This is a genomic window from Vreelandella jeotgali Hwa, from assembly GCF_000334215.1.
In the GTDB taxonomy this organism is placed as follows: domain Bacteria; phylum Pseudomonadota; class Gammaproteobacteria; order Pseudomonadales; family Halomonadaceae; genus Vreelandella; species Vreelandella jeotgali.
The window spans coordinates 213,044-227,079 of sequence record NZ_AMQY01000011.1 but is presented as its reverse complement, the minus strand read 5'-3'; the positions used below and the strand labels follow the sequence as shown (position 1 = coordinate 227,079).

Sequence of the window (14,036 nt, the reverse complement as noted above, 5' to 3'; positions counted from 1 at the left end):
CAAGCCCGGCCTTCAGCATAGCAGCGAAGACCCCGACCCTATCAGGGGAAATCCTCCGCCAGGGTGACGTTTTATCGCCGGTTGGCGTACCATGACGCCGCGGGTGAGCACGGCAGCCGGCACCTCCGAGCGCCGCTTTCCCGCTTATCCGTCATCCGGCGCAGTCCGCCGTTCAGCGTTTAGTTAAGGAGCACGATATGAGCCAGTCTATTGCAGTCATCAAGGGCGACGGCATTGGTCCCGAGATCATGGATGCGACCCTGCGCGTTCTCGATGCGCTGGACTGCGGTCTGCAGTATGACTTTGTCGATGCCGGCCTGGGTGCACTGGAAGAGCACGGCACGCTGATTCCCGGCTCCTCGCTGGAGACGATCGAAAAGCACGGCCTGGCGCTGAAAGGCCCGCTGACCACGCCCATCGGCAAGGGCTTCTCGTCGATCAACGTGCAGCTGCGTCGGCATTTCGACCTCTACGCCAACGTGCGCCCGGCGATCAGCTTCCCCGGCACCCGCTCGCGTTACGACAATATCGACATGATTACCGTGCGCGAAAATACCGAAGGGGCCTACCTCTCCGACGGCCAGGTAATGGAAGACGACGGCAACACCGGGCTGTCGCAGATCAAGGTAACGCGCCACGGCTCCGAACGCATCGTGCGCTATGCCTTTGAGCTGGCTCGCCGGAACGGCCGCAAAAAGGTCACCGCCCTGCACAAGGCCAACATCATCAAGACCGCCTCGGGCCTGTTCCTCGACGTGGCGCGCGAAGTCGCCCGGGACTACCCGGAAATCGAATTCCGCGAGATGATCATCGACAACGCCTGCATGCAGCTGGTGATGGACCCGCATCAGTTCGATGTCGTGGTCACCACCAACCTGTTCGGCGACATCACCTCCGATCTTTGCGCCGGCCTGGTCGGCGGTCTGGGGCTGGCTCCGGGTGCCAACATCGGCGACAAGGCCGCGATTTTTGAGGCCGTGCACGGCTCGGCACCCGACATCGCCGGCAAGCAAATGGCCAACCCCTGCGCCCTGCTGCTCGGCGCCGCCCAGCTGCTCGACCACCTGGGCATGAACACCAAGGGCACCGCCATCCGCGAAGGTATCCGCGACGTGCTGGAAAACCGCCGCGACATGGTTACCGCCGACATGGGCGGCGAAGGCACCACCAGCTCCTTCGCCGAAGCGCTGGTGGAATCCGCCAGGGCTCGGATCTAACAGCACCCGACCTGTCCGCCTGACACGGGAGAAACAGCATGCGCACGCTACGGCTCGGATTTATCGGCACCGGCCTCATGGGCACGCCCATGACGCGACGCCTTCTGCAGGCCGGCCTTGACGTCACGGTCTGGAACCGCTCGCCGGCAAAAGCCGACGCCCTGGCCGCCGACGGCGCCCGAGTGGCCGGCAGCCTGACCGAGCTGACCCGAAGCGTTGACGTTATCATGCTCTGCCTGGCCAACACCGCCGCGGTGGAAAGCGTGGTCTTCGGCGACGGCGGCGTCGCGGAAACCGGCCGCGCCGGCCAGCGGCTGGTGGACTTTTCCAGCAGCGACCCGGCCGCTACTCGGGATTTTGCCGAACGGCTCAGCCACGGCTGCGGCATGGCCTGGGTCGACAGCCCCGTCTCCGGCGGCGTGGCCGGCGCCGAAGCCGGCAGCCTGGCCATCATGTGCGGCGGCACCGCCGATGACGTGGCAGCCGTGGAGCCGCTGCTGGAACCGCTTTCCGCCCGTGTCACCCACATGGGCGAAGTGGGCAGCGGCCAGCTGACCAAGGTCTGCAATCAGATGGTCGTCGGCTGCCAGGCGGCGGTGCTCGCCGAAACCGTAGCGCTGGCGGAATCCAGCGGCGTGGACGCCACCCGCCTGGTCGAAGCGCTATCCGGCGGCTTTGCCGACTCCAAACCGTTTCGGATTCTGACCCCGCGCATGGCGGCAGCCGACTACGCCAACCCGCCCTGGCATTTGCGCACCCTGCTCAAGGATCTGGACATGGCCGTCGCACAAAGCCAACGCAGCCACAGCGCCACCCCCATGAGCGGCCTTGCCGCCCAACTGCTGCGCGCTCAGGCCACACGCGGCCACGCCGGCGACGACCCGGCGATTCTGGTGGAAAGCTATCGCCAGCCGCAGGGCTAAACGGCTAGCCCAGCCACACGTCCAGAAACAGCATGATCACCAGCCCCAGCGCAAGGCCCAGCGTGGCCTTGTTCTGGTGGCCGCTGCGGTGGGTTTCGGGAATAATCTCATGGCTGATGACGTAGAGCATGGCACCCGCGGCGAACGCCAGCCCCCAGGGCAGCAGCATCTGCGAAAGCGTCACCACGCTTGCACCGAACAGCCCGCCCAGCGGCTCGATCAGCCCGGTTAGCGTGGCAATACCGAACGCGCGCCAGCGTGAATAGCCTTCCCCCATCAACGCCACGGCCACTGCCAGTCCTTCGGGCATGTTTTGCAGGCCGATACCCAGCGCCAGCGGCATCCCGCCTTCCATGCCGTTCGCGCCGAAGCCCACGCCCACCGCCAGCCCTTCCGGCAGGTTATGGATGGAAATGGCAAACACGAACAGCCATACCCGGCGCAGCGATGCCACCGCGGGGCCTTCGCGCCCCTGGGTAAAATGCTCGTGAGGCAGGCGCTCGTTCAAAAAGGCAATGGCGCCCATACCGAACAAAATCGCCAGACAAACGATCGCGGCCGGCACGGCGCCGTTGGCATAGTGCTCGCCGGCCGCGTCCAGCGCGGGAATAATCAGCGAAAAGAACGACGCCGCCAGCATCACCCCGGCGGCAAAGCCCAGCGCCAGGTCACGAAACGCTCGCCCGGGCGTTTTTCCCATCAGCACCGGCAGCGCGCCCACGGCAGTCATCATGCCGGCCACCAGACTGCCCAGAAATCCCAATAACAGCATGTTTTGCATTGTCGATCAGCCCGCTTGTGTGTTTTTGCCGTAACGGCGTGGGCGCTACCTTAACTCGACCGGCGCCTCAGGGCGATCGGCGTGCTCGCTAAATGCGCTGCAGCCAGCGCTGGCAAGCATAGCTTTGCAGGTTGTCCACGCGGTCGGTTTCATCGACGATCTCCTGGCCCAGCAGGGTCTCGATCACGTCTTCCAGGGTAATCAGCCCGACAAAGCTGCCGTGGGTATCGTAGACCGCGCGCATGTGATGATTGTCGTCGAGCATGGCGGTAAACGCCTGCTCGACGTCCTGCTGGGCTTCCAGCCGGCCGATGGGGTGCATCATCGACTTCATGGTGGCGTCGCGCTCGGCTTGATACATGTCGACCTTGTGCACGTAGCCAAACGCCTGCTCGCCGCTGTCCATCACTGGAAAGCGGGTAAACAGCGCCTGGCCGTACGCCGCCTCGAACTCGGCCACCGTCATGTGCAGCAGCACCGTCTGGCACACGATGCGCGGCGTCATCGCCCGAGACACGGGAATCTCGTGCAGGTTGAGCACGTTGGTAATGGTGCGCGTCTCGTCGGCGTCCAGCACCTGCTTCTCCTGGCCCACCCGGGCCAGCACCTTGATCTCGTCGCGCAGGTCGACGGCATTTTCATCGCGCCCGCCCAGCCGCCGGGTAATCTGCTCGGACAGCCAGATAAACGGCAGCAACGCCGCCGTCATCACCCGCAGCACCGTCGGCAGCATCACCGCCAGGCGCTGCCAGTGGGTCGCCCCCAGGGTCTTGGGAATAATTTCGGAAAAGATCAAAATCAACAGCGTCATCACCGCCGACACCATGCCCACCCAAGCCTCGCCGAACACCGTGGCCGCCCGGGCGCCCACGGCGGTGGCACCTACCGTATGGGCAATGGTATTGAGCGTCAGAATCGCCGCCAGCGGGCGGTCAATGTTGGCCTTGAGGCGGTCAAGAGAGGCGTGCAGGGCAGGCTTTTCGTCGCGCAGCCGGGCAATGTAGCTCGGCGTTAGCGAGAGCAAGGCGGCTTCGAGTATCGAGCACAGAAAGGAAAAGCCGATGGCTAAAACGGCGATAACGATCAGATAACGATCAACAGCAGCATAGGCCCTCGGCGCGACGGAAGATATCGCGCCGTTATAGACGGGCAGCGCGATGACCGTCAAGGCCCGGCAGCGGGCTTTCTCCTCCGGCGTGGGCCAGCGCGTTCACCGGCGCCACTTCGGCGCGAAATCGTGAACAGAAATACGTTTATCCCGCCGCATATTTACCGTTAGAATCCCTGCCCTTCTGTAAAACAACAGTTATAAACATCATAGGAGACGCATCATGGCAGCCGGTTCCCCTATTCATTTCTGGCGACGCATCCCGCTCTGGCAACGCATTCTTGCCGGCCTGTTTCTGGGCATCGTCGCCGGCGCCCTGATGGGCGAAAACGCCGGCGTGTTCAAGCCGCTGGGCGATATCTTCATCAGCGCTATCAAGATGCTGATCGTGCCGCTGGTGTTTTCCACCCTGGTGGTGGGCATTACCGCCATGCGCGACCCGCAGAAAATGGGCCGCATCGGCGCGCGCACCATCGGGCTGTATCTGATTACCACCGCTTTTGCCATTGCCATCGGGCTTTTGGCCTCGACGCTGTTTCAGCCCGGCGCCGGGGTGGACATGAGCTTTGACCAGCCGATGGAAGCCAAGGATGCGCCGTCGCTGGTGGAAATTCTGGTCAACCTGGTGCCGCAGAATCCCATCGACGCCCTGGCCGAAGGCAATATTCTGCAGATCATCGTTTTCGCCATCGGCCTGGGGGTCTCGCTGATGCTGATCGGCGACAAGGGCGAGCCGGTGGTGCGCCTGTTCGAGAGCTTCGCCGAGGCCATGTACAAGCTCACCGAGATCGTCATGGCCTTTGCTCCCTTCGGCGTGTTCGGGCTGATCGCCTTCGTCGCCGGCAACTACGGGCTTGAGGTGCTGCTACCGCTGGCCAAGGTCATCGGCGTGGCCTACCTGGCGAGCGTGCTGCACGTGCTGGCGGTGTACAGCGGGCTTCTGGCGCTGCTCGGCCGGCTCAACCCCAAACGCTACCTGAGCGGCATCATCGACGCCCTGGTGGTGGCCTACTCCTCGGCCTCGTCGTCCGGCACCCTGCCGGTGTCGCTGCGCTGCGCGCAGAAAAACCTCGGCGTCTCCGAAGGCGTGTCGGGCTTTGTGCTGCCGGTGGGCGCGACCATCAACATGGACGGCACCGCGCTGTACCAGGGCGTGGTCACGCTGTTCATCGCCCAGATGCTGGGCGTTGACCTGAGCATGGCCGACTACGGCATGATCATCCTCACCGGTACGCTGGCCTCCATCGGCACCGCCGGCGTCCCCGGCGCGGGGCTGATCATGCTCTCCATCGTCATGGCTCAGGTGGGCCTGCCGCTGGAAGCCATCGCCGTGGTCGCGGGCATCGACCGCATCCTCGACATGGCCCGCACCAGCGTCAACGTCGCCGGCGACCTGATGGTGACCACCCTGGTGGGCAAAAGCGAAGGCGAACTGGACGAAGAGATCTACAACGGCCCGAATCAGGCCTGATGGGTTAGACGTCCGGTAAGCAAAACGCCCCTTTGCTGTGCTATGCAAAGGGGGCGTTTTTACGTTTGAGGGATGCGTTTTAGGTGGCTCGGTGGTAGGTGGGGTGTTGCTTGGGATATAACGCCTGAGCTCAGTTGCCGCTGTGGAGCGAAGCGGAACAGCGGTCAACTGCAGCGACTTGTTATGCATTATCTTGACCTTCTTTCTCTGAATCTAGGACAAGAGTATTTTCAGACCAACCATCTTTTGACAAATCTTGATACTTCCCATCGAATCCGATTTTCAGTAGTAGCAGGACGTTAAAAAGGTTTTGACATTTATAGACCTCGTCTATATAGCTCTGAAGCACTCCTATATCTTCGTCTAGGTTGTCTGCATGTGCAGATTTGTTTCTGAGCGAAACCCAAGCACCTACTAGATTTCTATCTACTTTGCCTTCGTCGGCAAGTTTATATAAAGCATTCTTGGGACTAGATGATTTAACTTGACCAACACTTGATTGTATTCTTCTCTTTATTCGTTCGCCAATGTCTAGCTTCTTAATTAGAGATTTCGCCTCATTCGCTTGCTGAACTATCTCATCGTCCGGAAAACCATACTCCGAGTAGTAATTCTTAGTTACCCCTTCAATCGCTGTGCTTATTGAAAGCGCCGCACTTTCAATCCCACCTTGCCATGAGCGATTTATCTTATGCCAATACCCATAAAATAAATTGTGCTCGCTTTCGAAGCTATTGAGGTACTTTTCAATGAACTCTCGAAAGTTAGAAACTTCCCAAGGAGCACGGTGTTTTATTGGAGTAGCCATTCTTTGATTAGGCGTATTGCTGGAGATGCTTCTAAGAATAGACGTTCTCGTATTATGAGCAGAATATGAAGAATATAAAACGGGACATAACTTTCCAAATACTATACTTATTGCCTCAATAAGGCGCTCTTTGAAGCTTTCGCTCATATTCCCAGCAGAGTCGTCCGCTCTTACAGTTAAACAATTTTCTCTATCTTTGATTTCAATATCGATACCCGAAATATTTACTTTGCAGGTATTTAGTGACTGGCCTCCTCCTTTGCCTTCTTCCCACTCATTACATGGGATATGATGCTTTCCGGGAATAACCAAGAAGAAGAAAGTTGATGTTTTATTAACAACACCTTCTCTATATTTCTCGCAGCATAAATTCCTAATTTTACTTTTGACAATTTTTCCTGTGGCGGGGATAGAGAAGCCTTCGGGTACAGAGATGTCATCTGCTGTCCATGTGTTGCCGGATATATCCACAGCCTCCATGCTAAAAAACTCTTCTTTTCTAATAATTTTTCCCGGCATAGTATTACCAAGACTTGGCATCAACTCTTTAGTAACGTCATTAAAAGAATGGTAAAGCTTTAAGTGGAAGTTTCCATCTGGCTTCTGGGTTATTGATCCAGGCCCGGAGTAAATAATAGGGTCATCATCTTTTTGTTGTTTTAGCTCAATTTGAATACAGTCAATTTCAAACTGATTAGCCAATAACAGCTCTAGGTTTTTATCGTTAAGATCCACCAAACCTCCTTATCAGGTTTGCATAACAGATATTAGACGGAACTCTCGGATATTGAATAAACGCGCCGGCTAGTTCAACAAAATTATCCAGCCTAACTTTCTTTCCCTAACTCATTGATATCATAGAGCATCAAGAATAGCTCGGCAGCCTAAGCAAGATTCGCACGCTTGCGCATTTTGCCTGAACATTAATGCTGCACGCATAGCCAAATCAGGAGAAGTGCCACATCCCGCTAGCACCAAAATCTTCTAAAGCCAAATTAGCATTTCCCCATCCAGCCTGCCACGCCCCTGCCACATTTCTCATGCTTTTTTCGTAGAGGCACAAATAACGCCTCCGCAGAGGCGCTTTTCCATCAGTGCGCATGTCTTGCTCAGGCAAATACTTTTCAGCGCTCCGCGATGAAAAGCGCAGCACGATCCTGCATTCAGCCCAGCAAGGCGAGCACTTGGTGCGACCAGCGCGCGGCGTGGCCTGATTCAACCAGCCGCCATGCAGCACCTAGGTTGCACGCGGCAGACAGCCAGAACATCACCTGAAATGCATTCTTGCTGATCTTGTGACGAAGGCTCTGCTGGGCGATAAGCCCACCGGGCCAGCCGCCCAGAATATCCAGCAGGTGCAGCGTACTTTCAGGCGTCCGCCAGGTGTTGCGCTCGACTGCCCTTTTATCTTTCCAGTACATCAGAAACGAAAGGCAGCTAAACACGGCGTGGGCGACGACCAGCGCGAGCGGAAGTACTCCAGCGGCATACAGACCGCCAGCCGCGGCCAAACTCAAGGCACCCACGGCGGCTCGGGGCCAGCCTGAGCGCCGGGAACGCGCACTACGCTTGGCCATCATGATAAACCGTGAACCGCCATATCCTTGTAACGCCGGAGCTGACAGACCCGCGCCTTGAGCAGCTCGATGGCTTGGTCAGAAGCCATCACCGGCTGCAGCGTGCCGCCGCCGGATATGCTCTCCGTCCACCAGAACTCGGATTCTGCCTCACGAAACTTGAGCCACGCCCGCTGGGCTTTCTTCAGCGCGGCCTTCTCGTCCGCCGCAAGGTTTCCCATCAGCTCGCGGTATTCCATGTTCAGCTCGGTATCCCAGCGCTCGTACGCCCGGCCCTGGGCGTTGCGCATCTCAAGGGTCACGCCGTTGCTCGCCTCCATATCACGCTCGAACTGCACGTCGATGGGATGCGGGTGCCCGGAATCGCAGAACGGCTCTGCGGCAAGCGCCAGCGGCGCGAAGGCGGCGAGGGAAAGGGCCAGAAGGGATTTTTTCATTGGGTCTCCAGAGCACGAGATGCGGGGATGTTGCGCTCAATAGCGATTATCGGGGCTCGTTCTTTTTCATCTGCTGCTCCAGCGCTTCAAGCTCTTGCAGGTCCTCGTCATCGGCTTCCAGCGCTTCATCATGTCGCCGGTGGGCATCAAACTGCTCAAAGCGCTCGTAGGCTACTTGCTCCATGTGTTGGCGACTGACATGGCCCGCACCTCGCAATATCGGCCGCTCACTAAATGCCAGTAACTTATCCACGTTAGCTCGCCAATAGTCCAGCGTTAGATCCTTGTGCTCCTTGGCGCGCAGCGCGGCCTGCTCCAGAAAGACCACCACCAGGCGGTTCAGGGTATCTACTTCGTCGGCGGTTAGATAATTTTTGGCGATTACAACATCCTGTTTACGAACTCGCGCACCCTTCCAGCTGGTGAGCGCCATGTTGGGCTCGTCCGGGTCGGCGCGTTGAATCACGATCTCGGCGGCGGTGTGGCGCGTGACGGCAAACAGCAGCTTGTTTTGCACTTCGGCAAAGAATAACTGGGCATCACGATCGTCGGAGCGATAATCGCTGGACAGCGCAAACAGATCGCGCACTTTCTGATAGAAGCGCTTCTCCGAGGCGCGAATGTCGCGAATGCGTTCGAGCAGTTCATCGAAGTAATCCCAGCCGCCGGGCTCCTTGAGGCGCTCATCGTCCATCACAAAGCCCTTGACCAGGTACTCCTCCAGATGCGCCGTAGCCCACTGGCGAAACTGCGTGCCACGGGGGGAGCGCACCCGATAGCCCACGGCCAGAATCATGGGCAGGCTGTACCATTTGACTCGATAATTCTTGCCGTCTGCGGCAGTTGTCAAGGATTCCTTGACAACTGAGCTATCTGATAATTCTTTTTCCTTCAGTATGTTACGAACGTGAAGGCTGACGTTTTGTTTGCTGGTATCAAACAGCTCCGCCATCTCGGCCTGAGTCAGCCAGACGGTATTGCCCTCGGCCCGCAGGTGAACTTCCGCCCGCCCGTCGTCACTGCGGTAAAAAATCAGCTCACCGGCACTCATACGATCCTCCTTTTTCAGCATCTCAGCCATATCCCTTTTTCGTCCTTGGCTATCTCGCCGTATTGTAGCGGATAATTGATCTAAAACCGCACGGCGTGATGCAGCCCTACACCGCTTCTGCCTTATGCTACTGTTGGCACTATCCTTGAAACCTTGCCCATGAAACCTTGCCCATGAAACCTTGCCCTTGAAGCCTTTCCTTGAGCCCTCGCCTGCAGGAGCGCACATGACCACCGTTACCCTCGTCCTCGGCGATCAGCTGACGCCCGACATTGCCGCGCTGCGCTATGCCGACCCGGCCGATAGCGTCGTTTTGTTGGCCGAAGTGGCCGACGAGGCCACCTACGTGGCCCATCACCAGCAGAAGATTGCGCTGGTGTTTGCCGCCATGCGCCAGTTCGCCCACGAGCTGCGCGCGGCGGGGCGAACGGTTGAGTATGTTGCCCTGGACGATGCCGACAACACCGGCTCGCTGATCGGTGAGCTGGAACGGGCGGTTAAGCGCCATCAGGCTCAAGCGGTGCATGTCACCGAGCCCGGCGAGTGGCGTCTGGCGCACGACATGGACGGCTGGCCGGAGCGTCTGGGCGTGCCGGTTCACCGCCACGACGACGACCGCTTTTTCTGCACGCCGGCCGAGTTTTCGCGCTGGATGAAAGATCGCAAGCGAGTGCGCATGGAGGACTTCTATCGCGCCATGCGGCGCAAGCACCGCGTGCTGATGGACGACGATCACCCCACCGGCGGCCAGTGGAACTTCGATACCTCAAACCGCAAGACGCTACCGCGCGAGGGCCTGACGATACCCGCCCCGCCGCGCTTTGAGCCGGATGCCGTCACTCGCGAGGTGCTCGAGCTGGTCGGCACCCGCTTCGGCCAGCATTTCGGCACGCTCGACGCCTTTGCCTGGAGCACCACGCGCGCCGACGCCGAGCGCGCCCGGGATCACTTCATGGAGCACGCGCTGCCGCTGTTCGGCGACTACCAGGACGCCATACGCACCGGCGAGCCGTGGCTATTCCACAGCGTGCTTTCGCCGTATCTGAACATGGGCCTGCTTGACCCTCGGGATCTGGTAGGCCGCGCCGAGGCTGCCGGGCGCGAAGAGCGCGCGCCGCTAAACGCCGTCGAGGGCTTTATCCGCCAGATTCTGGGCTGGCGCGAGTTTGTCCGCGGCATCTACTGGCACGGCATGCCGGCCTACGCCGAGCACAATGCCCTCGGCCACACGCGCAAGCTGCCGTGGTTTTACTGGACCGGCGACACCGACATGCACTGCTTGAGCGAGGCCATCGGCGCCACCCGTGACCATGCCTACGCGCACCACATCCAGCGGCTGATGGTCACCGGCAACTTCGCCCTGCTCACCGGCGTCACCCCGGCGGAGGTCTGCGACTGGTATCTAAGCGTCTACGCCGACGCCTACGAATGGGTCGAGCTGCCCAACACGCTGGGCATGTCGCTGTATGGCGACGGCGGCCTGCTCGCCTCCAAGCCGTATGCCGCCAGCGGCAAATACATCCAGCGGATGTCGAACTACTGCAAAAGCTGTCGCTACAGCGTCAGCCAGTCAACCGGCGAGAATGCCTGCCCGTTCAACGCGCTTTACTGGCACTTTCTGATGCGCCAGCGCGACACCCTCGGCGACAATCACCGCCTGCGCATGCCCTACCGCAACCTGGACCGCATGGCCGCGGAGAAACGCGAAGCGCTCTGGGATCAGGCGGAAGGCTTTCTGCACCGGCTTGAGAGTAACGAGCGAGTCTAGCGGCGCCTTTGCCCCGCGCCGTTCAGGGCCGGTAGGCATTGCGGGAACGAGTCACACCGCCGGCAGGTCAGTGCTTGTACTGCGTGGGGCAGTAAGCGCGCATCACCCCGGCCGGGCGCAGCTGACGGTGCTTGGTTTTACGCCCGCTTACCCGCTGACGCCAGCGCCGAAAGGAGCGCGCTTTAAGCTGATAGCGCATAAAGGCAACGACCTGTTTTTCTTTCAGGCCGTAAAGCGCTTCAATCGCCTCAAACGGCGTCCGGTCTTCCCACGCCATTTCAATAATGCGCGAGGTGTCGGCCGAGTCGAACCGGTCAACCCGCTGCTGAGTGTCTGATGGCATGCCGCCTCCTGAAGCAAACGTTTCTCTATACCCGCCTATGCCGGCGTTAAACACCACAGCGAGGTGACTTCCGCGCTGCGTGCGGCATGGAGCGGGTCCGTGCTGTCCTGGCTGCGGCCGTGTTTGGGCTGGGTGTCGAGCCGGTATTTCACGTCCAATTTTGCCTCGGCAAACCACGCCAGCAGCTGGTCTCGGGTACGTAGCTGCAGGTGCTCGGCCAGATCGGACAGAATCAGCCACACCTCCCCTTCGGGTGCCAGGTGTGCACGAACGCCCTGCAAGAAGCCGCGCAGCATCCGGCTTTTGGGGTCGTAAACGGCAAGCTCAAGCGACGAGCTGGGCTTAGCCGGCAGCCAGGGCGGGTTGCATACAATCAGGTCGGCCAACGGCTGCCCCGTCGGGAACAGATCAACCTCCTGCAGCTGTACTTCTAAGAGCTCTGTGCGCGCAATATTATCTTTAGCGCAGGCCAACGCCCGCGGGTTGGAGTCGGTGGCGACGACCTGCCCCACCCCGCGCTTCGCCAGAATAATCGCCAATAGCCCCGTACCGGTGCCGATATCAAAGGCCACGTCATGGTTGGCCGGTAGCGGTGCCTCCTGCATCAACGGCACATACTCATGCCGCGTAGGCGCAAACACCCCATAATGCGGGAAGATCGGTTGATCCAGCCCGGTAATGGCCACGCCTTTCTCGCGCCACTGGGCGGCACCCAACGCGCCCTGCAGGTCGCGAAACGACATCAGGCAAGGCTCATCCAGCGCGCCAAAAGCGGCTTCGCAGGCAGCGCTCAGGTCAGGCGCGCGGCGCAGGCGGCAAATGTAGCCGGCATCCAGCTCCAACAGCAGCCGCCCCAACGTTCTCGCCCGCTGGGCCTGAGCCTGACGCTGCTGATGAAAAAGGCTGGTGGCTGTCTCTGTGGCGGCAGGCTGCTTGCCAGACCTGGCGGCTTTGCTGAGCTTACGCTGTTCGGTCCGCTTGATGCGCCTGTTCATGGCCTGCATGAGCTGCAGGGCATTCTGAAAATCCCCGCGCCACAACAGGTAGTTGCCCTCACACGCCAGGCGGTAAGCATGATCGGCCGTCGTCTGGTCATCCACGGGTACGATATGCGCCGGTGCCGCATAACCACTCTCGGAAAGCCAAAGCACCTTGCGGGAAGTCTGACCCTCCTGCCACTGCACGTACGGTTTTTCTGCCTGGGACACGTTCATACCTTTAGCTTGTGAATTCGTGGAGTAAGCGCAGGGCTTTGACTCGGTCCGACTTTTCGATAGCTGACCAAGCGCCACGATAGCAGATTCACGCCTTTGGTTGACGCCGCCTTGCCACCACGCATGCGACGGCGCAAGGGATGGAAACTAGCTTGGGGAGTTCTGCATCGAGCCCCATGTGAGTGCCACGTTACGAAACAGTAGTACGGATGTGGCTAAAAATGTTACATCTCTCGGGCAACGAACCTTCGTCTTTTTGCGGATTTAGCTGTTTTTCGTTTCATGACGCTGCAATCACGCGCTCGTCGCGTTCATTGCCTTGTTATCTTTTGCTCAGCTTACCGTTTTCACTAAAGTCGAACTCTCTAAGCTTTCTGTCCGTTAAAAACCTAGAGACATTACCGTCCTTATCTACAAGCACAAAGCGGTGCCCACTATCATCAGTGATTCGAAGCTCTTCCGTATAGTTTTCATAAGGTAGTTCGTATTCCAACCCGTTAATTTCGGCCAAAATACCGTTTATTTGTATATAGTGATCCTTGAGCAAAAAACACCCATGCGACATACCTGTATCGGAATTGGTTTCACCATAACCCGCTGAGGTAAGCTCATGAAGAGATAGAATTTCGTTTCCGTACACGTCGTAGAAACAGCTAAGTACAGTTTGATACTCAACACGATCGGCTCCAGGCTCAGCTAACACTCTCAAAGCTGACTCTCCGCGCTTGGTAAGGCAAGGTACCCATCGCGCTTTTTCGGGTTGCGGCATGTGAATGTGCATCTGAATAACTACGTTCTTTATAAAACCTTCTTCATCAAGCTCAGTGCCTGGTCTTAATCCCCAAAGAGCTATAGGCTTACCAAATATTTCCCCAGCAGACTCCGCATACTTTTTAGCTGGATCTGTATATTCAGTAGCTGAAAAGAACGCACCAGAGTCAATTCCTTTTAAATCCGGCAACGCACCGCCAAGTTTTTGCAAATCCCCTCGGCCCACTTTCTTACCTTGGAGGGAGTAATCTTTTGCTTCCCCCATAGTGGATCCATTATTTGATTTATCATGGATATCCAACTGATAGAGCGTTTTAGAAAATTGGCCACGCAGCTTATCGTCGTGGGTAACGTCCCCTTCATTCAGTAGGTAAGAGGCTATTGATGCTAATCGCTCAAACGCAGTACCGGCCTTGTCGGGAAGATAACCAAATATTTCTTCGAAAATTTTATCTATAGGGGATGGCATTGACTAACCTCAAAGATAACGCTGAGCGCACCGGTGGCCTTTTTGGAGCAACGCGGAAAAAAGGCCGTCCGCGTGGCGCGACTTGTTATGTGACTGAT

Annotated in this window: 13 protein-coding genes; 4 read left to right on the top strand and 9 right to left on the bottom strand. The window is 58.5% G+C overall.

The annotated features are described in order from the left end of the window. The first annotated feature begins 197 nt into the window (after positions 1-197). Together C793_RS0104310 and C793_RS0104305 are read left to right on the top strand one after the other, a co-directional pair. Positions 198-1,217, top strand: coding sequence for an isocitrate dehydrogenase (locus tag C793_RS0104310; RefSeq protein WP_017429725.1), 1,020 nt, complete (start codon positions 198-200; stop codon positions 1,215-1,217). Between the two features lie 38 nt (positions 1,218-1,255). Next, positions 1,256-2,140, top strand: a complete 885-nt coding sequence (locus tag C793_RS0104305) for an NAD(P)-dependent oxidoreductase (protein ID WP_017429724.1) — start codon at positions 1,256-1,258, stop codon at positions 2,138-2,140. 4 nt (positions 2,141-2,144) lie between these two features. On the opposite strand, the gene C793_RS0104300 is transcribed toward C793_RS0104305, so the two are convergent. Both C793_RS0104300 and C793_RS0104295 read right to left on the bottom strand, forming a co-directional pair. Then, positions 2,145-2,921 carry a ZIP family metal transporter gene (locus C793_RS0104300; protein WP_017429723.1) on the bottom strand — a complete coding sequence of 259 codons (777 nt, stop codon included), beginning with the start codon at positions 2,919-2,921 and terminating at the stop codon, positions 2,145-2,147. An 88-nt stretch (positions 2,922-3,009) separates the two neighbouring features. After that, the gene (locus tag C793_RS0104295; protein ID WP_371827774.1) at positions 3,010-4,053 is read right to left on the bottom strand and encodes a CNNM domain-containing protein; all 1,044 of its coding nucleotides are present in this window, start codon (positions 4,051-4,053) and stop codon (positions 3,010-3,012) included. A gap of 199 nt (positions 4,054-4,252) precedes the next feature. Between C793_RS0104295 and C793_RS0104290 the strand changes: the two genes are divergently transcribed. Beyond that, positions 4,253-5,500: a dicarboxylate/amino acid:cation symporter gene (locus C793_RS0104290; protein ID WP_017429721.1), complete on the top strand. Its 1,248-nt coding sequence runs from the start codon at positions 4,253-4,255 to the stop codon at positions 5,498-5,500. A 181-nt stretch (positions 5,501-5,681) separates the two neighbouring features. Here C793_RS0104290 and C793_RS14440 read toward each other — a convergent pair whose 3' ends face one another. From C793_RS14440 to C793_RS0104275, 4 genes are all read right to left on the bottom strand, one after another. Further along, entirely contained in the window at positions 5,682-7,043 is a 1,362-nt protein-coding gene (locus tag C793_RS14440; RefSeq protein ID WP_156804891.1) for a hypothetical protein, read from the bottom strand. Between the two features lie 428 nt (positions 7,044-7,471). Next, positions 7,472-7,834 (bottom strand): DUF1294 domain-containing protein, encoded by a 363-nt coding sequence (locus C793_RS13505; RefSeq protein WP_169330546.1) that lies wholly within the window; start codon positions 7,832-7,834, stop codon positions 7,472-7,474. Between the two features lie 50 nt (positions 7,835-7,884). Beyond that, a complete protein-coding gene (locus C793_RS14060; RefSeq protein WP_017429719.1) occupies positions 7,885-8,322 on the bottom strand; it encodes a lysozyme inhibitor LprI family protein in 438 nt (145 codons plus the stop codon). Between the two features lie 46 nt (positions 8,323-8,368). After that, the gene (locus C793_RS0104275) at positions 8,369-9,373 is read right to left on the bottom strand and encodes a virulence RhuM family protein (RefSeq protein ID WP_017429718.1); all 1,005 of its coding nucleotides are present in this window, start codon (positions 9,371-9,373) and stop codon (positions 8,369-8,371) included. Positions 9,374-9,599: 226 nt separating this feature from the next. Here C793_RS0104275 and C793_RS0104270 point away from each other — a divergent pair, with 226 nt between their 5' ends. Further along, a complete protein-coding gene (locus C793_RS0104270; protein ID WP_017429717.1) occupies positions 9,600-11,141 on the top strand; it encodes a cryptochrome/photolyase family protein in 1,542 nt (513 codons plus the stop codon). Positions 11,142-11,208: 67 nt separating this feature from the next. Here C793_RS0104270 and C793_RS0104265 read toward each other — a convergent pair whose 3' ends face one another. The 3 genes from C793_RS0104265 to C793_RS14275 form a co-directional block, all read right to left on the bottom strand. After that, positions 11,209-11,484, bottom strand: coding sequence for a TIGR03643 family protein (locus C793_RS0104265; RefSeq protein WP_017429716.1), 276 nt, complete (start codon positions 11,482-11,484; stop codon positions 11,209-11,211). A gap of 35 nt (positions 11,485-11,519) precedes the next feature. Further along, a complete protein-coding gene (locus C793_RS0104260; RefSeq protein WP_017429715.1) occupies positions 11,520-12,698 on the bottom strand; it encodes a methyltransferase in 1,179 nt (392 codons plus the stop codon). Between the two features lie 322 nt (positions 12,699-13,020). Then, the gene (locus C793_RS14275; protein ID WP_083871893.1) at positions 13,021-13,938 is read right to left on the bottom strand and encodes a restriction endonuclease; all 918 of its coding nucleotides are present in this window, start codon (positions 13,936-13,938) and stop codon (positions 13,021-13,023) included. Between the last annotated feature and the right edge of the window lie 98 nt (positions 13,939-14,036).

Excerpts from the sequence above, each read along its gene's own strand:
- C793_RS14060 (WP_017429719.1), bottom strand. The coding sequence starts at position 8,322 with ATGAAAAAATCCCTTCTGGCCCTTTCCCTCGCCGCCTTCGCGCCGCTG.
- C793_RS14275 (WP_083871893.1), bottom strand. The coding sequence starts at position 13,938 with ATGCCATCCCCTATAGATAAAATTTTCGAAGAAATATTTGGTTATCTT.
- C793_RS0104270 (WP_017429717.1), top strand. The coding sequence starts at position 9,600 with ATGACCACCGTTACCCTCGTCCTCGGCGATCAGCTGACGCCCGACATT.
- C793_RS0104305 (WP_017429724.1), top strand. The coding sequence starts at position 1,256 with ATGCGCACGCTACGGCTCGGATTTATCGGCACCGGCCTCATGGGCACG.
- C793_RS0104310 (WP_017429725.1), top strand. The coding sequence starts at position 198 with ATGAGCCAGTCTATTGCAGTCATCAAGGGCGACGGCATTGGTCCCGAG.
- C793_RS0104275 (WP_017429718.1), bottom strand. The coding sequence starts at position 9,373 with ATGAGTGCCGGTGAGCTGATTTTTTACCGCAGTGACGACGGGCGGGCG.
- C793_RS0104265 (WP_017429716.1), bottom strand. The coding sequence starts at position 11,484 with ATGCCATCAGACACTCAGCAGCGGGTTGACCGGTTCGACTCGGCCGAC.
- C793_RS0104290 (WP_017429721.1), top strand. The coding sequence starts at position 4,253 with ATGGCAGCCGGTTCCCCTATTCATTTCTGGCGACGCATCCCGCTCTGG.
- C793_RS0104300 (WP_017429723.1), bottom strand. The coding sequence starts at position 2,921 with ATGCAAAACATGCTGTTATTGGGATTTCTGGGCAGTCTGGTGGCCGGC.
- C793_RS0104260 (WP_017429715.1), bottom strand. The coding sequence starts at position 12,698 with ATGAACGTGTCCCAGGCAGAAAAACCGTACGTGCAGTGGCAGGAGGGT.